The 21,620-nt window shown below is 49.3% G+C and carries 17 protein-coding genes and 1 pseudogene; 13 read left to right on the plus strand and 5 right to left on the minus strand.

Annotated elements, in window-relative coordinates; genetic code table 11:
- The first annotated feature begins 483 nt into the window (after positions 1–483).
- The 3 genes from Q0418_RS05635 to Q0418_RS05645 all read left to right on the plus strand — a co-directional run bounded on the left by Q0418_RS05635 (position 484) and on the right by Q0418_RS05645 (position 8,329).
- Complete coding sequence (locus Q0418_RS05635) at positions 484–4,362, plus strand: DNA-directed RNA polymerase subunit beta (RefSeq protein WP_298483038.1); 3,879 nt, start codon at positions 484–486, stop codon at positions 4,360–4,362.
- A 75-nt stretch (positions 4,363–4,437) separates the two neighbouring features.
- On the plus strand, positions 4,438–8,025 hold the full coding sequence (rpoC, locus tag Q0418_RS05640) for a DNA-directed RNA polymerase subunit beta' (RefSeq protein WP_298483040.1): 3,588 nt from the start codon (positions 4,438–4,440) through the stop codon (positions 8,023–8,025).
- Positions 8,026–8,029: 4 nt separating this feature from the next.
- On the plus strand, positions 8,030–8,329 hold the full coding sequence (locus Q0418_RS05645; RefSeq protein WP_298483042.1) for a hypothetical protein: 300 nt from the start codon (positions 8,030–8,032) through the stop codon (positions 8,327–8,329).
- A gap of 254 nt (positions 8,330–8,583) precedes the next feature.
- On the opposite strand, the gene pyrB is transcribed toward Q0418_RS05645, so the two are convergent.
- The 4 genes from pyrB to Q0418_RS05665 form a co-directional block, all read right to left on the minus strand.
- Positions 8,584–9,669, minus strand: a complete 1,086-nt coding sequence (gene pyrB / locus Q0418_RS05650; RefSeq protein WP_298483044.1) for an aspartate carbamoyltransferase — start codon at positions 9,667–9,669, stop codon at positions 8,584–8,586.
- Between the two features lie 234 nt (positions 9,670–9,903).
- Complete coding sequence (locus tag Q0418_RS05655; protein WP_298483046.1) at positions 9,904–10,572, minus strand: HD domain-containing protein; 669 nt, start codon at positions 10,570–10,572, stop codon at positions 9,904–9,906.
- 19 nt (positions 10,573–10,591) lie between these two features.
- A complete protein-coding gene (gene asnB, locus Q0418_RS05660) occupies positions 10,592–12,466 on the minus strand; it encodes an asparagine synthase (glutamine-hydrolyzing) (RefSeq protein ID WP_298483048.1) in 1,875 nt (624 codons plus the stop codon).
- A 21-nt stretch (positions 12,467–12,487) separates the two neighbouring features.
- Positions 12,488–13,408, minus strand: a complete 921-nt coding sequence (locus Q0418_RS05665; RefSeq protein WP_298483050.1) for an NERD domain-containing protein — start codon at positions 13,406–13,408, stop codon at positions 12,488–12,490.
- A gap of 197 nt (positions 13,409–13,605) precedes the next feature.
- Between Q0418_RS05665 and Q0418_RS05670 the strand changes: the two genes are divergently transcribed.
- The gene (locus tag Q0418_RS05670; protein ID WP_298483052.1) at positions 13,606–13,779 is read left to right on the plus strand and encodes a hypothetical protein; all 174 of its coding nucleotides are present in this window, start codon (positions 13,606–13,608) and stop codon (positions 13,777–13,779) included.
- A 2-nt stretch (positions 13,780–13,781) separates the two neighbouring features.
- On the opposite strand, the gene Q0418_RS05675 is transcribed toward Q0418_RS05670, so the two are convergent.
- The gene (locus Q0418_RS05675) at positions 13,782–14,117 is read right to left on the minus strand and encodes a DUF2185 domain-containing protein (RefSeq protein ID WP_298483053.1); all 336 of its coding nucleotides are present in this window, start codon (positions 14,115–14,117) and stop codon (positions 13,782–13,784) included.
- A 353-nt stretch (positions 14,118–14,470) separates the two neighbouring features.
- Between Q0418_RS05675 and rplM the strand changes: the two genes are divergently transcribed.
- The 9 genes and pseudogenes from rplM to Q0418_RS05720 form a co-directional block, all read left to right on the plus strand.
- A complete protein-coding gene (gene rplM / locus Q0418_RS05680) occupies positions 14,471–14,899 on the plus strand; it encodes a 50S ribosomal protein L13 (protein ID WP_295214096.1) in 429 nt (142 codons plus the stop codon).
- Between the two features lie 18 nt (positions 14,900–14,917).
- Positions 14,918–15,319, plus strand: coding sequence for a 30S ribosomal protein S9 (gene rpsI, locus Q0418_RS05685; protein ID WP_298483055.1), 402 nt, complete (start codon positions 14,918–14,920; stop codon positions 15,317–15,319).
- Positions 15,320–15,607: 288 nt separating this feature from the next.
- On the plus strand, positions 15,608–15,922 hold the full coding sequence (locus Q0418_RS05690; RefSeq protein WP_298483057.1) for a hypothetical protein: 315 nt from the start codon (positions 15,608–15,610) through the stop codon (positions 15,920–15,922).
- Positions 15,919–16,380 (plus strand): hypothetical protein, encoded by a 462-nt coding sequence (locus tag Q0418_RS05695; protein ID WP_298483059.1) that lies wholly within the window; start codon positions 15,919–15,921, stop codon positions 16,378–16,380. The genes Q0418_RS05690 and Q0418_RS05695 overlap by 4 nt, the downstream gene beginning before the upstream one ends.
- Positions 16,381–16,455: 75 nt before the next feature.
- Positions 16,456–16,959 carry an LPXTG cell wall anchor domain-containing protein gene (locus Q0418_RS05700; protein ID WP_298483061.1) on the plus strand — a complete coding sequence of 168 codons (504 nt, stop codon included), beginning with the start codon at positions 16,456–16,458 and terminating at the stop codon, positions 16,957–16,959.
- 6 nt (positions 16,960–16,965) lie between these two features.
- Positions 16,966–17,364 (plus strand): sortase domain-bontaining protein, encoded by a 399-nt coding sequence (locus Q0418_RS05705; RefSeq protein ID WP_298483063.1) that lies wholly within the window; start codon positions 16,966–16,968, stop codon positions 17,362–17,364.
- 74 nt (positions 17,365–17,438) lie between these two features.
- The gene (locus Q0418_RS05710; protein WP_298483065.1) at positions 17,439–17,678 is read left to right on the plus strand and encodes a sortase domain-bontaining protein; all 240 of its coding nucleotides are present in this window, start codon (positions 17,439–17,441) and stop codon (positions 17,676–17,678) included.
- A 331-nt stretch (positions 17,679–18,009) separates the two neighbouring features.
- Positions 18,010–21,201, plus strand: a complete 3,192-nt coding sequence (locus tag Q0418_RS05715) for a GLUG motif-containing protein (RefSeq protein WP_298483067.1) — start codon at positions 18,010–18,012, stop codon at positions 21,199–21,201.
- Positions 21,107–21,620 (plus strand): annotated as a pseudogene (locus Q0418_RS05720) (hypothetical protein); the annotation flags it as partial. The gene Q0418_RS05715 and the pseudogene Q0418_RS05720, both read left to right, overlap by 95 nt.

Genomic DNA, 21,620 nt, shown 5'->3' on the forward strand with positions numbered 1-21,620 from the left:
AGCGACAGCTTTTTCGAGGCGGGGCGAACAAGACCGCCCCGCCTTGTGAAACCATCTCATCAAGTAAAATTCTGCAAACGTCCCGGTGGGACGTTTGCAGCAAAAACCGACCATAGATCAGTACTTACCACTACCAACAGTATAGCATGATTTTCGAAAAAAGTAAATACTGATTTTCATGGCAATGGGCAAAGAAAGGCGGCAAATGGGACGGTTTTGGAGAGGTATACAAAAAAACGCCTCTGCTTCCAGGGAAACATGAGCGTTTGAACAAAATTCACAAAAAGTGCTTGACAGGCAGGGAATGATGTTATATAATTATAAAATGTATCGTAATGTGAAAATATATTTTTCAGCAAAATAGTATACCACATTCCGCCCACGCCTGTCAAGAGGATTCTGAAATTTTGAAAAAAAGAAAGTTTCGCTCCGGCAGGCGGATTTTATGCCATGTCTGATAAAGAGTAAGGAGGTTTTTCGCCAATGGTGCATGTTACGCCAAAGCAGTGCGGGAAAAACGTTCGTATGAACTTCGGTAAGATCAACGAGGTTCTCGAAATGCCGAACCTGATCGAGGTACAGAAAAACTCGTACAACTGGTTCCGTGAAAAGGGTCTGAAAGAGGTTTTCCGTGACGTTTCTTCCATTACGGATTATAACGGCAATCTGGTTTTGAACTTTACGGACTATCGGATCGATGACACACCGAAATATTCCATTGCGGAGTGCAAGGAACGTGACGTCACATATGCGGCACCCCTTCGTGTGACTGCGACGCTCTGGAACAAGGAGACCGGTGAAGTAAAAGAAAGCGAAATCTTCATGGGCGACTTTCCGCTGATGACGGAGAGCGGCACGTTTGTCATCAATGGTGCGGAACGTGTTATCGTATCCCAGCTGGTTCGTTCCCCGGGCGTGTATTATGCATCGGAGAAGGACCGCACCGGTAAGGATCTGTTCAAGGCAACTGTCATTCCGAACCGGGGCGCATGGCTGGAATATGAAATGGATTCCAACGATGTGGTCTATGTCCGCATTGATAAAAACCGCAAGATCCCCATCACGACCTTTATCCGTGCCCTGGGTATCAGCAGCGACGAGGAAATTGTGGAGATGTTCGCTAACGACGAACGTCTGAACCAGACCATCCTACAAAAGGATGCCACCAAAAACACAGAGGATGCCCTCATTGATGTGTACAAGAAGCTCCGTCCGGGCGAGCCGCCTACGGTGGAAAGCTCTCTGACACACCTGAACAACCTCTTCTTCGATGCGAAGCGGTACGATCTGTGCCGGTTCGGTCGGTATAAATACAACAAGAAGCTGGGTATTGCCAGCCGTCTGTCAGGTCACGAGCTGTCCCGTCCGGTTATCGATGAGACCACCGGCGAGCTGCTCTTTGATGCAGGACAGACCCTGACCTTCGACCAGGCAACGCAGGTACAGGAGGCAGGCATCAAGGAAGCCTTCATCAAGGTTGAAACCAAGGAATATTATGTGACCGAATCCGGTGAGAATGAGATCCGCTTTGTGGAAAAGGAAATCAAGATCATCGGCAATGGCATGGTAGATATCAGCGGCTATGTGAACTTCGACTGCGAGGAACTGGGCATCAGCGAAAAGGTGCGCTATTCCGTGCTTCGTGAGATTCTGGATTCCTGCACGGAGGAAGAAGAACTCCGCATGGCGATCCGCAAGCGTGCAGACGAACTTGTACCCAAGCACATTATTCTAGACGATATCTATGCTACCATCAGCTATTTCCTGAACCTGTGTGACGGCGTGGGTAATGTGGACGATATCGACCACCTGGGCAACCGCCGTATCCGTTCTGTAGGCGAACTGCTCCAGAACCAGTTCCGCATTGGTTTTACCCGTATGGAACGTGTGATCCGGGAGCGCATGAATATTCAGGCGCAGGATATGGATGTTATCACACCTCAGGCGCTGGTCAACATTCGTCCGGTGACTTCGGCAATCAAGGAATTCTTTGGTTCTTCACCTCTGTCCCAGTTCATGGATCAGAATAACCCTCTGGCAGAACTGACCCACAAGCGACGTCTGTCGGCTCTGGGTCCCGGCGGTCTGTCTCGTGACCGTGCCGGATTCGAGGTACGTGACGTACACTACAGCCACTACGGCAGAATGTGCCCTATCGAGACGCCGGAAGGTCCGAACATCGGTCTGATCTCCTATCTGGCAACATTTGCACGCATCAACCAGTACGGCTTCATTGAAGCACCCTACCGGAAGGTAGACAAGGCAACAGGCTGTGTCACTGACGAAGTGGTCTATATGACTGCCGACATGGAGGATAACTACATTGTGGCACAGGCGAACGAACCGCTGACTGAGGATGGTCATTTTGCCAATGCCAAGGTAGCAGGCCGCTATCGGGATCAGATCCTGGAAATCGAAGCGGAAAAGGTCGATTTCATGGACGTTTCGCCGAAGATGGTAGTTTCTGTTGCGACTTCTATGATTCCGTTCCTGGAAAACGACGACGCAAACCGTGCCCTCATGGGCTCCAACATGCAGCGTCAGGCTGTGCCGCTGCTCAAGACGGAGCGCCCTTTTGTAGGAACCGGTATGGAATACAAGGCAGCCGTAGACTCCGGTGTCTGCATCGTGTCGGAATATGATGGTGTCATTGACTCCGTCTCCGCAGACGAAATTGTGCTGGTGGACGATGACCACAAGACACACAAGTATCACCTCCAGAAGTTCAAGCGTTCCAACCAGGCAACCTGCATCAACCAGCGTCCTATTGTTGACGCCGGCGAGCGTGTCCACAAGGGACAGGTTCTGGCAGACGGCCCGGCAACGGCTGACGGTGAAATTTCTCTGGGTAAGAACGCCCTCATCGGCTTCATGACCTGGGAAGGCTATAACTACGAGGATGCTGTTCTGCTGAACGAGCGTCTGGTGCGTGAGGATGTATTCACCTCCGTACACATTGAAGAATATGAGATCGAATGCCGTGATACCAAGCTGGGACCGGAAGAGATTACCCGGGATATCCCCAACGTGGGCGACGATGCACTGAAGGATCTGGACGAAAACGGTATTATCCGCATCGGTGCAGAAGTACACGCCGGTGATATTCTGGTCGGCAAGGTTACCCCGAAGGGTGAAACAGAACTGACCGCAGAAGAACGGCTACTCCGTGCCATCTTCGGTGAAAAGGCACGTGAAGTCCGTGATAACTCTCTGAAGGTACCCCACGGCGAAGCTGGTATTATTGTAGATGTGAAGATCTTTACCCGTGAAAACTGCGATGAACTGTCTCCGGGCGTCAACATGCTGGTGCGCTGCTATATTGCACAGAAGCGTAAGATCTCCATCGGTGACAAGATGGCAGGCCGTCACGGTAACAAGGGTGTCGTTTCGAGAATCCTGCCGGAAGAGGATATGCCTTTCCTGCCGGACGGCACACCGCTGGATATCGTACTGAACCCCTTGGGCGTACCGTCTCGTATGAACATCGGACAGGTACTGGAAGTGCACCTGGGTATGGCTGCAAAGGCACTGGGCTGGCACATTATGACGCCGGTATTCGACGGCGCACACGAAGATGATATCCGTGCCTGCTTCCGTGAGGCAAACGAGCAGAATGCACCGCACCGTGATGATCCCTTTGAGCTGAAACCCATGGATAAGGTCATCAACCCCAAGGCACTGGAAATGTGTGAGGACGGCAAGTTCACCCTGTATGATGGCCGTACCGGTGAAAAGTTCGACAACCGTGTTACTGTCGGCTATATGTATTATCTCAAGCTCCACCATCTGGTAGATGATAAGATCCACGCACGTTCTGTCGGTCCATATGCGCTGGTAACACAGCAGCCTCTGGGCGGTAAGGCACAGTTCGGCGGACAGCGTTTCGGTGAGATGGAAGTATGGGCGCTGGAGGCCTACGGCGCAGCTTATACCCTCCAGGAGATCCTGACCGTTAAGTCTGACGATACTGTGGGTCGTGTGAATACCTACGAGGCAATCGTCAAGGGTCAGAATGTTCCGAAGCCGGGTCTGCCGGAGTCCTTCAAGGTATTGATCAAGGAGATGCAGTCTCTGGGTCTGGACGTCAAGGCACTCGACAGCAATCAGGAAGAAATCGACCTCAAGTCCAATTTTGACGAAGATGATGCTATCATTCCGCAGCCGGTCAGCTTCGCAGATGATGCAGAAGAAACCATGCTGTATGATGAAGTGGATAAGGATATGGAAGATGCCGGACTGTCCTTCGAGGACGCCGACCTGGATGAAGATGATTTCCTGGGCGGCGATGCAGATCACGATGCAGAGGATGACGATGCACTCTTTGATCTGGGCATGGACGACGGTGACGATGATTTGCTCTGATCGTCAGTATCCGTAAAAAAATACACAGGCGGTACGCCGTCTGTTTCCTCATAGATCGTAGTAGGAGGTAACGGTTTGGAATTTAAAAATTTTGAATCCATCAAGATCTGTCTCGCCTCTCCGGAGCGTATCCGGGAGTGGTCTTATGGTGCTGTAGAACGTCCGGAGACAATCAATTACCGTACACAGAAGCCGGAACGTGACGGTCTGTACTGCGAACGCATTTTCGGACCGACCAAGGACTGGGAGTGCCACTGCGGAAAGTTCAAGAAGATCCGCTTCAAGGGCAAGGTCTGCGACCGCTGCGGCGTAGAAGTTACCCGTGCAAAAGTGCGCCGGGAACGGATGGGTCACATCGAACTGGCTGCACCGGTTTCCCACATCTGGTACTTCAAGGGCACACCGTCTCGTATCGGTCAGATGCTGGAAATTTCCCAGAAGCGTCTGGAAGAAGTACTCTATTTCACCAAGTTTATTGTACTGGATCCGGGGCCCACAGACCTGGTGCCGAAGCAGCTGCTCACAGAAAAGGAATATATCGCATACCGGGAAAAGTACGGCGATGAATTCGTGGCAGAAATGGGCGCTGAGGCAATCCAGAAGCTGCTGAAAGCCATTGATCTGGATGAACTGGCAGCAGAACTGAAAACCGAACTGGCTGGACTTTCTTCCGGTCAGAAGCGTGTGAAGCTGCTGAAGCGTCTGGAGATCGTAGAGGCATTCCGTCAGTCGGGCAACCGTCCGGAGTGGATGATCCTGGATGTGGTTCCGGTAATTCCGCCGGATCTGCGCCCTATGGTCATGCTGGACGGCGGACGTTATGCAACGTCTGACCTGAACGATCTGTATCGCCGAGTGATCAACCGAAACAATCGTCTGAAGCGGATGCTGGAACTGGATGCACCGGACATCATCGTCCGCAATGAGAAGCGTATGCTCCAGGAAGCCGTAGACGCCCTCATCGACAACGGCCGTCACGGCAGACCGGTCACCGGACCCAACAACCGTCCGCTGAAATCCCTGTCGGATATGCTGAAAGGTAAGCAGGGACGTTTCCGTCAGAACCTGTTGGGTAAGCGTGTTGACTATTCCGGCCGTTCCGTTATCGTTGTAGGTCCGGAACTGAAAATGTATCAGTGCGGTTTGCCGAAGGAAATGGCACTGGAACTGTTCAAGCCCTTCGTGCTCAAGCGTCTGGTGGATACCAAGGTTATTGCCAATATCAAGAGCGCCCGGAAAATGGTGGATCGTGCATCTCCTGAGGTATGGGATGCTCTGGAAAATGTTATCCACGACCATCCGGTACTCCTGAACCGTGCGCCTACCCTGCACCGTCTGGGTATCCAGGCATTTGAACCGGTGCTGGTAGAAGGTCGTGCTCTGAAACTGCACCCGCTGGTTTGTTCGGCGTTCAATGCTGACTTCGACGGGGACCAGATGGCAGTGCATCTGCCCTTGTCCGCTGAGGCACAGGCTGAGGCACGTTTCCTCATGCTGGCTGCCAACAACCTGCTGAAGCCTTCGGACGGACGTCCGGTTGCTGTTCCGACACAGGATATGGTACTGGGTTCCTACTACCTGACCATGGAAAAGGACGGCGAAAAGGGCGAAGGCAAGGTGTTCCGGGATGTAAACGAAGCACTCATGGCATATCAGGAGGGAGATGTTTCCATTCACGCCAAGATCAAGGTGCGTATCACCAAGGATATCGGCGAAAAGCGTGTTTCTAAGATCATCGACTGCACGGTCGGTCGACTGATCTTCAACGAAAATATTCCTCAGAATCTGGGCTATGTGGATCGTACCAATTCTGACAAGCAGTTCGACCTGGAAATTGCATTCCTGGTAGGTAAGAAGCAGCTGGGTGAGATCATTGACCGCTGCATCAAGATCCACGGTACAACAACAACCTCCGAAGTACTTGACAAGATCAAGGCGACCGGCTTTAAATACTCTACAAAGGCAGCACTGACGGTTGCCGTTTGTGACGCAGAGATTCCGAAGGAAAAATGGAATATTGTACACGATGCGGAAGCAAGGATTGATGAGATCAATACCCAGTATGAATATGGCTATCTTTCTGCAGTGGAGAAATCTGCTCAATTCATTAAGATCTGGAATAAGGCAACAGAGGATGTTACGGATGCCCTGATGAACGGTCTGGATCGGTACAACCCGATCTTCATGATGGCAGACTCCGGTGCCCGTGGTAGTAAGGCGCAGATTCGTCAGCTGGCGGGCATGCGTGGTCTGATTGCCAATACTTCCGGTGCGACTATCGAAATGCCGATTCGTGCAAATTATCGTGAGGGTCTGAATATTCTGGAATACTTCATTTCTTCCCGTGGTGCCCGTAAAGGTCTGGCGGATACAGCGCTGCGTACAGCGGACTCTGGTTATCTGACACGTCGTCTGGTTGACGTTTCTCAGGAAGTCATCATCCGCGAAGATGACTGCGGTGCAACGGATGGTCTGGAAATTTATGAGATTCGCAGCGGCAGCAATGAACTGATTGAAAAGCTGGCTGAACGTCTGGTAGGCAGATTCCTGGTAGAGGATCTGCGGGATCCGCAGACCGGCGAGCTGGTTATCTCCAAAAACAAGATGCTCACAGAAGCAGACGCACAGAAGGTGTTGGACTGCGGCGTAGAGCGTATCAAGATCCGTTCGGTACTCATGTGCCGTGCAAAGCAGGGTGTCTGCGCAAAGTGCTACGGTGCGAACCTGGCAAACGGCAATCTGGTTTCCGTCGGCGAGGCGGTTGGTATTATTGCTGCCCAGTCCATTGGTGAGCCGGGTACCCAGCTGACCATGCGTACGTTCCATACGGGCGGTGTCGCAGGCGGCGGTGGTGATGGTGATATCACACAGGGTCTGCCCCGTGTCGAGGAACTGTTCGAGAGCCGTCACCCGAAGAATGCATCTGTTCTGTCTCGCATCGACGGCGTGGTGCATATCGAAGAAATCAAGACTTCCCGCACCATTATTGTTACAAACGAGGAGACCGGCGAGTCTGAGTCCTATCCCATTCACTATAACTTCAAGATCCGTGTACGAGAAGGTGAGTATATCACAAAGGGTACTCGCATGACTGAGGGTAATGTATTCCCGGGCGATATTCTGAGCATCCTGGGCGTACAGGCTGTACAGGATTATATCATCAGCGAAGTACAGAAGGTATATCGTCTCCAGGGTGTAGATATCAACGACAAGCACATCGAAGTTATTGTTCGTCAGATGCTGCGTAAGGTAAAGGTAGACGATCCGGGCAGCAGCTATCTGCTGCCGGGCACCATGGTTAGCCGCAGCAAGATCATGGAGATCAACGATGAACTCCAGGCACGCATGGATGCAGGGGAGACTGAGGTTGCACTGGTTACTGTTGAGCCGATGCTCCAGGGTATCACAAAGGCAGCGTCCAGCTCTGACAGCTTCCTGTCAGCGGCATCCTTCCAGGAGACCACAAAGGCACTGACCGATGCGGCAATCCGCGGCAAGAGCGACTATCTGTACGGTCTGAAGGAAAACGTGCTCATTGGTAAGCTGATCCCAGCTGGTACTGGTATGGATGTTTACAACAATGTCAAGGTTGTGAAGAACGAGTCCTATCTAGAGCACAACACGGCAATGCCGTCCACATCCCTCCCCACTTCTCTGGGTTGATGCCATGGAAAAACGCTGGAAAAAATGGCTTGTGTGTGTCCTGAGTGCACTGCTGCTCTGGGGAGTGCCCGTGGAAAACGGGGTCTCTGCGGCGGAAACTGCACCGGCACAGACGGCTGTGACAACAGAGGCACAGACAGAGGAAGAACCGTCTAAAACGGTGAAGATCATCGGATTTCTGGCAATTTTCACAGTTGCCTGCGGCGTGACCGCCTATGTGGTGATGCGTCCCAGCCTGAAAAAGCTGAAAGACGCAAAACAGCAGGCGGCGCAGACGGAATCGGGTGATTCAAAAACAGAATAAATGCAAACAGGGCTTGCTGCATGGTTGAAGTGCAGTAAGCCCTGTTTTGGTATGTATGAAGGTCACCTCTAAAAAACCGCTCTCCCGTCATCTGCGGCGCATCTTTACGCCATCTTCTCTTGCGAAAAAACTTGAAATACATCGAGTATTCCTACATTTTTCCGCAAGGGAATCTATCGCAAATCTGCACCACATCTGACGGATTCGGGGGTTTTAGAGATGCCCATAAGAATGGCAACTGAACTGTATCTTGCTTAGTGCTCCATCAGCAACCGCTCATTACAGAATTCGCATTCCAGTAGGGAATCACCGATGGGGATGAAACTCTTAGGCAGGTATGTCTCGGTGCAGGTGATACAATTGGGATTTTTGCAGGCGGCACCCGGTACGGTCTTGCCGTGGAGCAGTGTGGTGTGGGTGTCCAGATTCAGCATGGTGATGATCAGCGCCATGCGCACATACATGCCATAGCGTGCCTGCTTGAAGTACATGGCACGAGGATCGTCGTCCAGTGCCACTTCGATCTCATCCACACGGGGCAGGGGATGGAGGACAATGAGATCCTTCTTTGCCGCTTGCATTTTCTTGGTGGTGAGGATGTAGGTGTCCTTCTGCGCCAGATATTCTTCCCGGCTGGCGAAACGCTCCTGCTGAATCCGTGTCATGTACAGTACGTCCAGCTGGGGCAGTGCCTCTTCCAGAGAAGAGATCTCCTCGAATTCGCAGTTGCTGGCGTTCAGGATATCCTTGACATAGGACGGCAGTCCCAGCTCCGGAGTGGAGATGAGGATAAACCGATTCCCCGGGAAACAGGACATGGCTTTCAGCAGAGAGTGTACTGTTCTGCCGTTAATGAGGTCGCCGCAAAGACCGATGGTCAAATGGTCGAGGCGTCCCTTTTCGCACTGAAGTGTCAGCAGATCTGTGAGGGTCTGGGTGGGGTGGAGGTGACCGCTGTCACCAGCGTTGATGACCGGACAGTCTGCGGAAAGCGCTGCTGCCTTTGCTGCACCGGCAACGGGGTGACGCATCACCAGAATATCCGCATAACCACTGACGATTTTCGTGGTGTCCTTCAGTGTCTCGCCCTTGGAGACAGAGGAATTTGCCGGATTGTCAAAGCCGATGAGTCTGCCGCCGAGACGCAGCATGGCGGTCTGGAAGGACATTTGTGTCCGGGTGGACGGCTCGTAGAACAGGGTCGCCATGATCTTGTTGCTGCATGCGCCGGCGTAGATCTCCGGGTGTTCTTTGATCTGTTCCCCCAGGTCTACTACCTGTTTCCACCAGGAAACCGGGTAATCATTCAGGTCGATCAGATGCGGATAAGGTGAAATCATAATATGATACCTCCATGTGAAATTTGGATGGATAAGAGCCCGAAGAAAACCGCCTCGATTGCTCGAAGCGGTTTCTCCAATGGTTTTTGCATGTAAAACCACAACGTACTTTCGTTTCACATTATAGCACATTTCCGGTGGTTTGTAAAGTGTTTTGTCGTTTTTTCTGGGATTTTTCATGATCCGGCAGGAGCAAGCCCCCTACCATGTACTTCTGATATCCGGAGCAAGGCGTTATAAGATATTGCTGCCGTTGATATACATCTTGAACTTCCGGTCAAAGAACAGCGCAGCACGTTTGGACAGAAGCATACGTTCCATGAAGATCTCGAAATATTCCAGCACGGAAGAAATTTCCGTGTCAATTTTCAGATCCAGCACAATGGATTTCAGGTCGTCGCTGAAATGGAGATTGGAATATTCCACGGCGTAATTGACACGGTCGTGGATATCAAAGGTCATGAAATCCGTATTTCGGACACGGCTCCGGCGTACATCGGTTTTATCGGCGATGATCAGCGCAGCAGAAATGGCATCCACCGGCTGTGCCGTACCCTCATCGTGGTTGCCGATAGCGGAGATAATGGAACAGATCTCATCTACAGGCATTTCCAGTCGATCCAGCAGACGGAATGCCATGACAGCACCGCTCTGGGCGTGGTCTGTGCGGTTGATAACATTGCCGATATCGTGGAGAAAACCGGAGATTTTTGCCAGTTCGATCTCTCTTGCCGGATATTCCAGCGTTTCCAGAATCATGGCAGCAGTGTGAGCTGCTTTTTCGACATGGGCAAAGGAATGCTCGGTATAGCCGATGGCAGCCAGCGCCATGTCGGCACGGCGGATATATTCCCGGATATCGGGATTTTGTCGGATATAGGCATAGGTGACGTGGCTTGACATGGGGTCTCCTTTTCAGCGCTTACGCTTCACAATTTTCCGGGAAGTAAACCTGATACCATACCAGAAACATATACAGCGTCCAGATCTTGCGGCTGTTGTCGGCTTTTCCGGCACGGTGTTCGTCCAGCAGGTGCACCAGCTTTTCTGTATGGAAGAACCGGTTTGCCTCGTCGCTCTCGAAACGATCCCGCACGATCTGATAATATTTGTCTTCTTTCAGCCATACACGGATGGGTACCGGGAAACCCAGCTTTTTCTTGGCAGCTGTTTTCGCTGTCTCCGGCGGTGTATCCTTTTTGGCGGCCAGACGCATGGCGTATTTGGTGATATAGGGCGTTTTTTCGTCCGTAGTAGCTTCCCGTGTAACACGATAGCGTGTGGGGATCTGTTCTGCCAGTGCCATGACTTCCTTATCCAGGAAGGGAACACGCAGCTCCAGGGAGTTTGCCATGCTCATTTTGTCGGCTTTCAGCAGGATATCACCTGCCATCCACATGTGCAGATCCAGATACTGCATTTTGGTTACATCGTCCTGATCCTGCACCTTGTCATAGAAAGGCTTGGTGATCACCATGGGATCGGGAGCATTGGTGCGCATTTTCAGAAGTGATCTGCGCTCTTCCGGTGTGAACATATAGGCGTTGCCGATAAAGCGTTCTTCCAGATCCTTGCCCTTACGTACCAGGAAGTTTCTGCCCCGGTGTGCCGGCATTTTTTCCGCAATGGCACCGATACCCCGGCGCAGACCACGGGGCAGCTTATCATAGGCAGAGCCGCCGGGTTCGCTGTATACATTATAGCCGCCGAAAATTTCATCGGCACCCTCGCCGGACAGAACAACTTTCAGGGACTGGGATGCCAGATTGCACACAAAATACAGGGCAATGGCGGCAGGGTCGGCAAGGGGTTCATCCATGTGATACTGGATCATGGGCAGCTTTTCCCAGTATTCCTCTGGAGTGATGACCTTGCTGTAATTCTTTTTGCCGATGGCTTCGGAGAATCCCTTTGCCCAGCCGATCTCGTTATAGCGTTCGTCTGTGCCGAAGCCTACGGTAAAGGTCTTATCCACATTGGCGATGGCTGCCACATAGCTGGAATCCACACCGCTGGAAAGGAACGAGCCGACTTCTACATCGGCAATCTTGTGGGCTTCCACGCTGTTGTGGAAAGTATCGGAAATACGATTTACCCAGGTGTCCAGATCCGGCTTTTCATCTGCCTTGAAGTGGACATCCCAGTACCGTTTCATCTCGAATGCGCCGTTTTTGTAGATGAAATAATGTGCCGGCGGCAGCTTGTAGACACCCTGGAAGAAGGTCTCGTCGCAGGGGGAATACTGGAAGGTCAGGTAGTTTTCCAGTGCCGCAGTGTTGAGTACCTTTTTGAAATGGGGATGACTCAGGAAGCTCTTGATTTCCGAGCCGAAAAGGAAGGTCTCACCCATCTGCGCATAATAGAGGGGTTTGATGCCGAAAAAGTCCCGTGCGCCGAACAGGGTCTGTTCCTGTTTATCCCAGATGATAAAGGAGAACATCCCACGCAGCTGCTGGAGCAGTGCCGGGCCATATTCCCGGTAGCCGTAAATGAGTACCTCAGAGTCTGTCTGTGTGGCGAAATGATAACCGGCTTCTACGAGACGGGCACGGATCTCCTGATAGTTATAGATCTCGCCGTTGTAGACCAGAACCAGATTGCCGTCCTCGCTGTAGAGAGGCTGGGTTCCGGCGTCGGAAACGTCGATGATGCTCAGACGGCGGTGCCCCAGGGCAATATGCTCGTCAATGTAAGTTCCCTCCGCATCCGGTCCGCGGTGACGGATTTTGTCCAGCATTTCCTGGAGGACAACGTTGGAATTGTCAATGTGATTGGTGAATCCTACAAAACCACACATAGTGATGGCTCCTTTCCGGGGTTATTTTTCGTTTTGAATATATTTGCATTTTGGATAATTGGAACACCCATAAAACCTGTTGCCGGCGTATTTACCGTTCTTTGCAACACGCAATATGAGATTGCCGCCGCATCTTGGACAGATTTTTTGCTCTGTAGTGTTATCAGATATACCTGGTGTTAGTTTAGGTGCAACAGGCAACGGTGCTTCAACTGTTGGGGGTATCTCTATTGGTTTAGGTGTATCCCAATTCATGAATTCCTCTGCGATAGCAAGGCAGTCTTTTTGCTTATAGGAATCAAGCTTGGAATTTTTATTCATCCTTTTTATGGTGGAAATCAGTTGGTCAGCACGTATGACCTGTTCTGAAACAAATTTATCTTTGCACTTGTTGCGAATGCAATTTTTGGGGTTTGCCAGAACAATAAGCGGTTTATAGAAATCAGAGAACCAATGGTCAAAAGTCAGGCGTAAAATGGCATTGCTCTTACTTTTCATTTTAATATCATGGATGATCTGAAGATGGCGCTCATTCTGTGTAACAGGGGAATAAAATCCCTCTCGGATTTTTTTGCCATACACCTCATAATTGCGTATGAAACTGCCGTTTTCATCAATTTCGATATCGCCAATTAGATTTTTGGATTCAATGATAAAAATAATCTGTCTGGTAATAACGATAAAATCAATTTGTGCTGAACGATCTTCATCCACTAAGCGAATGTCATGCAGCACATACATATCAATACCGCTGTTTTTTAACTCAAAGAGAATGTTTTTTTCGCCTATTTCTCCTTCTTTTAAAAGCTTGATTTGTGCTTGAATCTGCTTTTTTTGAAAATCAGGAGCAAGTGTCAGTTGCTTTTTCAACAATTCAATTTGTTGTTGGGTATTACTTTCTTCTTTCAGAACGATGCAACCAAATTTTTTCTGAAACAACATCTTTTCCACCTTCTTTCGATTATGAATTACCAAGGGATTAGGTCGGGACGTGTAGGGGCGAACTGTATTCGCCCCTACAGTTTTTCCTTTTATTGCAGCTGCGAAAAAGTGTGTTTCTATAATTCATAGAAAAGGTCTTGCAAAATCCCTGCAAATCCCGTATAATAGAATCAGATTGCTGCGAAGGGAGTTTGAGTATGGCTAAAAAGCAAAAACAGCTGCGCCGTGTGGACGATATCCACAAGCCAAAACCGTTTCTACGCTTTCGGTTCCGGGTAGTCGTGGCTTTCTTTATTGTATGTATTCTTGCGTGTCTGGTGTACTATATGATCCTCGCCAATGCGGATGCCAGCCACGTGATCACCGGCTGACCTCAGCACGTAGGCGGATCCTCTGGGTATGCCGCTGGAAGAAATGCCCCTGCCTTTTCATCATAGGCATATGCCTCCTTTGCTGGCGGCGTGTACGCCATGAGAAGGGATGCCAGGCACGGCTCCAGTTCCAGGGCACGCTCCACGGAGATCAAAAGACTGTTTTCCGGGTTGGCAAGTTCAAGCCCCGTTTCATTTCCATGAAGCAGCTGCCAGCCTGTGTCACGCTCGTCACAGACAGCGTCTGTACGCAGCAGCAGGCGGATCTGCCCGGTCTCATAGGCACGGCGTGTGAGAAACACCAGCCGTGCAGGTTCTTCTGAATGCGTAGGATACATATAAAACACCTCTTGTGTTCTGTATGAGCCCGACTTTGTGTGCCGGACTGCTGATATACTATTATATCGCAGTTTTGGAGAAATTGCAAGCATACAGGGCTTTCTCCTGCCCGAAATGGCAACATGCACAAAATTCACAAGGAAATTCTTCTGAAAATCGAAAGAAAATCTGCTGGTTTCTGCTTGACATTTCCGGAGGTTTTGTGTTATAATATTTCTTGTACTGTCAGAGAGACCGGTTATAATCTTGCGCAATGCCGGCAGTGCAGTCTGACCCAACTGCCCTCTGCCTGGTTCCTGCTTTTGCGGAACCGAGATTATTTTTGATAGAAGTTTAGATGGAGGAATTTACTATGGCAACAACGATGCCGAAAGTCGGCGAAGTAGACCGCAAGTGGTATGTTCTGGACGCTGCTGGAAAGCCCCTGGGACGTGTTGCGGCACAGGCTGCACACCTGCTGCGCGGCAAGCACAAGCCGACATTTGCACCGCACGTAGACTGTGGTGACCATGTTATCATCATCAACTGTGACAAGGCAGTTCTCACCGGCAACAAGCTGGAGCAGAAGTATTATTACTGGCACACCGGCTGGATCGGCGGTCTGAAGAAGACACAGTATAAGGTTATGATGGAAGAAAAAGCAGATGAAGCAATGATGATCGCTGTTAAGGGAATGCTCCCGCACAATACCCAGGGCGCAAACCAGCTGAAGCGTCTGCGTACCTATAAGGGCGCAGAGCACAAGCAGGCGGCACAGAAGCCGGAAGTTTGCGAGTTCTAAGGGAAAGGAGCAGAAAAGATGTACGAATCCAAGGTTAAATACTACTATGGTACCGGCAGACGGAAGCACTCTGTTGCAAGAGTTCGCCTGTATCCGGGTACCGGCAATATCACCATTAACGGCAGAAGCATTGACGAGTATTTCGGTCTGGACACCCTGAAGCTCATCGTTCGTCAGCCTCTCAATCTGACTGACAACATGGACAAGATGGATGTGATCTGCACCGTTACCGGCGGCGGCGTTACCGGTCAGGCTGGTGCAATCCGTCACGGTATTTCCCGTGCTCTTCTGGTATACAGCCCGGAACTGCGTCCGGTTCTGAAGAAGGCTGGCTTCCTCACTCGTGACCCGAGAATGAAGGAAAGAAAGAAGTATGGTCTGAAGGCTGCACGTCGTGCTCCGCAGTTCAGCAAGAGATAACTTCTCACCAATATTATATTGCAATTTTGCCCCGAAACTTCGTCGTTTCGGGGCTTTTTGCGTCTGGAGAAAAAAATGGCTGGCGAGGGTCGTAGCTAACAGGTAGCTAACAAATTTACAGCGGTCTGTAGACAACTGAATATGTCGGGATACACTGGGACACAAATCACTTGGAATTTCGGCTTTCTCAATGACGGATATTATAGCATACGTGCGAGAAGAACAATAGTTGCAATTTTCTTTTGACTATGCTATAATAAAATCAGAGGAAGCCAGGGGGTGACACCAATGAAAATTGACCATGCCAGTCTGATCGGTACATTTGAACAGAAGCGGGAGCAGGTACGGAAATTCAATCTGATGGATGATGATTTTTTCACTGTCGTTATGCAGGACAAAGGCGCATTTGAAGTCATGCTGCGGATCCTGACGGGCAGAGATGATCTGCATGTTACTGAAGTCCGGACACAGTATACCATGCGGAATCTGGTAGGACATTCTGTGATTCTGGATGGATATGCAGAGGATGCACAACATAAAGTGTACAATGTGGAAGTACAGGTAAGAGATCAGGATTATCACGAGCATTTTTGTGAAATATGACGGTAAATCTGCAAGCATATGACGTGCAAAGCCGTCAGGCGCTCTTTGTGCGGTGTTGCCTTAATTCAGCAGTGCAGGACGATACGCGTATTTCAGAACTAATGCAGTATTTTAAGAACAGTGATTCCCAAAATACCATGTTCGGAGATTTGTCTGAACGTGTGAAGTATTATAAGGAAACAGAAGAGGGAGTGAGTCATATGTGTGAAGCGGTAAGAAATTATGGAGATGAACGAGAGAAAATCGGAAAAGCTGAAGGAAGAGCTGAAGGAAGAGCCGAAGGAAAAGCCGAGGCAGATGCCAAAAGACTTGTACAGCTCATCACAGAATTGATGAAAAACACGAATTCTTCTTTGGAAAATGCTTTGCAAATGACTGGATGTACCATGGAGGAATACAATAACAGTATCGCCTTTCTTGCGTCACTGGAAAAGAAATGCCTTGAAGATGAAAACTAGAGGAAGGCGAAATCATAAAAAATAAGTGCAGGAGAGCCAATCTGCATTGTCCCCACAAACGAAGACAATGTTTAAATGCTGGCAGGATGTACATATTCCAGTGACGTAAGAACAGCAATTTTCCGTTCACGTGACGGCGGAAAAACATTTGATGAAATAGACGTTACACAGTACATTCAGGTTCACGGAAGCGGTGACGGCAAACAGTGCGGCGAAGCAATTGCAGTAGATCCGGATAATCCGAATATTAGCTATTGCGGCGGCGACGTTGCTGCAGGTGATGCATTTGAGGAAAAGTACGGCGTACTGCCTGCAAATGCAGAAGCAACTGCCAATGACGACGGCACACTTTCCATTGTACTGACAGATGCATCCGGCAATGTGCTTGACACCTACATCATTGCCCCTGAAACAGGTATCGGTAAAGACAGCAGCGGTGCAGAAGTAAACCTGCCGCAGACTGGTAACAATTCCATGGGCACTCTGATGACAGCATCTGGTGCAGTGCTGCTGGTATTTGCCGGAATCTTTGTGATGATGAAATCCGGCGTCATTCGCAGAAGAAAAGAGGAAGAGTAAAACTGCATGAAACGTGCAAGGCTGTCAAAAAAACGATGGGTCATGTTCCTGGCAGGGCTGATTGCCTTTGTGATCGGTGCAAGTGTTCTGGGAGTATATGGCTGCCGGAAAATCATCCGAGTCCTGCGTCAACAGAAACTCATGCAGGAAAATGTTGTCATTGAAATTCCAGACCTGAACATCAAAGCACCTGTTCTGGAAGGTACGGGTAATGACACCTTGTCGATCGCTGCCGGGCATTTTACCGATACTGGCGAAGTTGGTTCTGGCAACTATTGCATTGCCGGACATAGCAGCACGATTTACAAGGAATACTTTAAGGCAACACCGCACAAAGAGCGCCTGATGGCTTTGCACGTCATATGCTTGCATATTTTCCGTCATATTTCACAAAAATGCTCGTGAATACACAAAGTATTCACTGCGCTTTTTGTTTCATCTGACGAAAAATCTGACGGCGCACCTGACGCGCAATCTTTGTGCGGTATTGCCTTAATAACCTGAAAAATATAGAGTCTGGTATGGAAATTCAAATCTATGATACAGATGAAAGCCGTGCCTGTTATATTTATAAGGTGACAGAAAATTTCATTGTTGACCCGGATGAGGTATGGGTACTGGAAGATTTCGGAGATAACCGTGTGACAGTGATTACCTGTACCGATGACGGAACACAGCGGCAAGTGGTTGTCGGAGAGTATTCAGAGAAGAGAAAATGACAATTCTGAATCAGACGGCACTTAAAAAATGCATAACGTGTAAAAATTCCGATAAGGCTCATTTGTCTTATCGGAATTTTTCTAGTTCATCCGACTACCAGAAGAAGAGGAACTGCATTCTCTTTAGACCTTAATCGCCGAATAAGTTATAAAATATCAACATTTTTTATTAATCATATTGACAGATTTTCTCTTTTGCGATATAATTAGATTGGACAATTAATTCTGATATGCGGGGTGATTGTATGGGTGTAACGAATGTGAAAGCACATGAAGCCAAGAGCACGCATATCATGATAAAATGCTATGAAATATGACAGGAGGAATATTTATGGTAAAAACACACACGAAAAAAATCACTGCGTTTCTATCCGTGGTGGCAATGCTTTTTTCCATGCTGCTGTATTTTCCCGGCGGAACATTCAGCAGCCATGACCTGGGACTGACAGTAAGTGCGGAAGGCGAGGAAGGCGTAACTTTCACGGCAATTGCTGGTACGGGCGATGGCGATGAGGGTTATGCAAGCCTTATTGACGGAAAATTTACGGAAAGTAATTTTTCAAAATGGTGTGTTACTGGCTTTACATCTGTTGCTGATGGCGGCAATGGTGCTTACATTATTTTCAGTGCATCAGAACCCATATCGGTCACGGGTTATTCCATTGTCACAGGCAATGACAATGCAGAATGGATCGACAGAAACCCGAAAAGTTGGACGCTGTATGGATGCAATGATGAGACTGCGAATTCAGCAGCGGGCAAGGATTCCACAAGCTGGGAAGTAATTGACGCTATCACAGATGATACGCAACTGGAGGATAAAAACTATACAGAATATGTCTATGATGAATTAACGGGTTCAACATCCACACGGTATCAGTACTTCAAGCTGGAAATCACAGCAACACAAGGTGCAGATGTCCTGCAGATGAGCGAATTCATTCTGCATAATCGGGTAAAAACGGACACGACCATTGCCCCAACCTGTACCGAGGGAGGCTATGACGTTTACGAATGTTCAATATGCGGTTGGCAGAAGAAAGTTTCAGATGGTACACCTGCTTTAGGGCACAATTTTGTTGAAGGAGTATGCACTCGCTGTGGGGTGGCAGACACAACACCAAAAGAGCCATCAGTAGACAACGGTGTGTATCAAATCGGAACAGCAGGCGAGCTTTACTGGTTTGCAGGGCTTGTAAACGGGGATGCAAGCGTGTGCGACTATGACGAAACGGATAATCCGACCGGCACAAAGCAGAACACCTCCGCCAACGCAGTCCTCACGGCAGATATTACCGTGAACAGCAATTTGCTGAATTCTCTGAACGATGACGGCACTGTACCGGAGGGCACTACCGTCACAAGCTGGACGCCGATCGGCTGGTATGATGTCGATAACGATATTGGTTATTCATACACCGGCACATTTGACGGAAATAGCCACACCGTCAGCGGCTTGTATTTCAATAATATCAGTACAGATTGTGTCGGCTTGTTCGGCTATGTAGGAAGCGGCGGCAGCGTTTCCAATTTGGGCGTTGAGGATTCCTATTTCAAAGGCAGGTTTCATATCGGCGGCGTGTGCGGAAAAAATGACGGCACCATCACAAACTGCTATCACACAGGGGCAGTCAGTGCAACTGGTGAATATGCTTCTGTCGGCGGCGTGTGCGGATATAATTATAACGGTACCATCACAAACTGCTATAACACAGGGGCAGTCAATGCAACTTATGAAAATGCTTTTGTAGGCGGCGTGTGCGGAAATAATTCTGGAGGCACCATCACAAACTGCTATAACACAGGGGCAGTCAGCGGAACAGGCAGCGATGCTCGGATTGGCGGCGTGTGTGGAGAGAATTATTATGCTGGTGGAACAGCAACCGTCACAAACTGCTATAACACAGGGGCAGTCAGCACAGGCAGCAGTGATTGGGTCGGTGGCGTGTGCGGACGTAATTTGAATTATTTGGGAACAGCAATCATCACAAACTGCTATTATGACAGCACTGTTTACAGCGGAAATGCTGTCTATAATGAGGGTGGCACTGTTTCTGAAAATGTCCTCGGCAAAGCCACCTCAGACTTTACAAACGGCACAGTTTGCGGACTTGTCGGCTATCATTCCCATAAAAAAAACGGTTTCTGTAGTCTTTGTAAAGGCGACTATGAGTCGGCGGTTTACAACGAAATAGCAAACCGTTACGAAATCTCCAATGCAGGTCAGCTTTACTGGTTTGCAGATTATGTAAACAGCGGAAATACAAATGCAAACGCAGTCCTCACGGCAGATATTGTCGTGAACGAGAGTGTTATAAATGAAAACGGCGAATTAAACACCGGCAACTTTAAAAGCTGGATACCTATTGGCAATACTCGTTCAAATACATACACTGGTATATTTAACGGAAGGAAAAATACAATCAGTGGATTGTATTTCAATAATGAAAACACAAACTATGTCGGCTTATTCGGTTGTAGCCAAGGCACAATAAAAAATGTCGGCGTTGTTGATTCCTATTTCAAAGGTCAGAATTCTGTCGGCGGCGTGTGCGGTGGAAATTACGGCACAATCACTAACTGTTATAACGCAGGAGTTGTCATCGGTTCAAGTAATGTCGGTGGCGTATGCGGCGCTAATGGTAGTTTCAGCATTATCACAAATTGCTCTAACAAAGGTGAAGTCAGCGGAACAGATTATGTCGGCGGCGTGTGTGGATATAATTATTACGGCACAATCAAAAACTGCTATAACGCAAGCAAAGTCAGCGGTTCAGACAATAACGGTGGTGTTTGCGGCGGAAATGAGGACACAATCACAAACTGCTATTTTGACAGCGATAAATACAGCGGAAATGCTGTCGGCTATAATGATGGCACAGTTACAAATGTCAATGGTAAAACCACAGCCCAATTTAACAGCGGCGAGGTGGCTTATCTCCTTTCACAGGGAGAAAACGGCTCGGTCTGGGGACAGGATTTAAACACAGAGAGTTCCCCTGCTTTAGGTGGCGCAAAGGTTTACGCAACAAAGGGCTGTATCACATACAATAACGACGGCGATGAAAGCGATAAGCTGCATGATTACAAGGACGGCGTTTGCGCCGATTGCGGAATGATTGACCCGAAACTCACAAACAAGAACTATCCCACCGAAGTGGGTTACACCGGCGAAGCCCTTGCCGCACCCACTGCGGAGAATTTCACATATTCCGGCGCGGGCGAGCTGACCTTCACTTGGTATGACGGCGAAACAAAGTTGAATACTTCGCCCACGGATCTCGGCGAATACACCCTTGTGGTTGCCATCGGCGAATCCGGGGACTACGGCGCAAGCGCTATTACCCTTACCGTGAAGATCGTTAAGGGCACCCCCGGAATACACCGTTCCTGTTGCCACCGCCACCTATGGTCAGACCCTGAAAGATGTGGAACTCCCCGCTGGCTTCACATGGCAGGACGAGGAAACCACTTCCGTTGGCAATGCCGGGGAGAACGTATTCAAGGCGACTTTCATACCTGAAGATACGGACAATTACAACGTCATCAAGGACATCGAAATTACCATCAACGTTGCCAAGGCTGATCCAACCGTCACCCCCACCATTGAGGATAAGACCTACAGCGAGGGGGATGCAATTCCGGCAATCTCCACTGGCGAGGATGATACTCCCGGTACCATCAAATGGCTGAATGTTCAACTGGAAGCTCTGGAAGCAGGGGAGAATGTCCTGACATGGGAGTTTACCCCGACAGATAAGGACAATTATAACGTAGTCACCGGTACAATCATCGTTGCGGCGGAGACTACCACCACAACGACGACTACAACAACGACTACCACAACAACATCCGAAGAAACTACTACAATCACCGGCAAGGAAACAACAACCAGCGGTGCAACTTCCACTACATCCGGCACAACAACTTCTAAGGCGTCGT

The organism is uncultured Ruminococcus sp. (assembly GCF_937915125.1).
In the GTDB taxonomy this organism is placed as follows: Bacteria; Bacillota; Clostridia; order Oscillospirales; family Ruminococcaceae; genus Ruminococcus_C.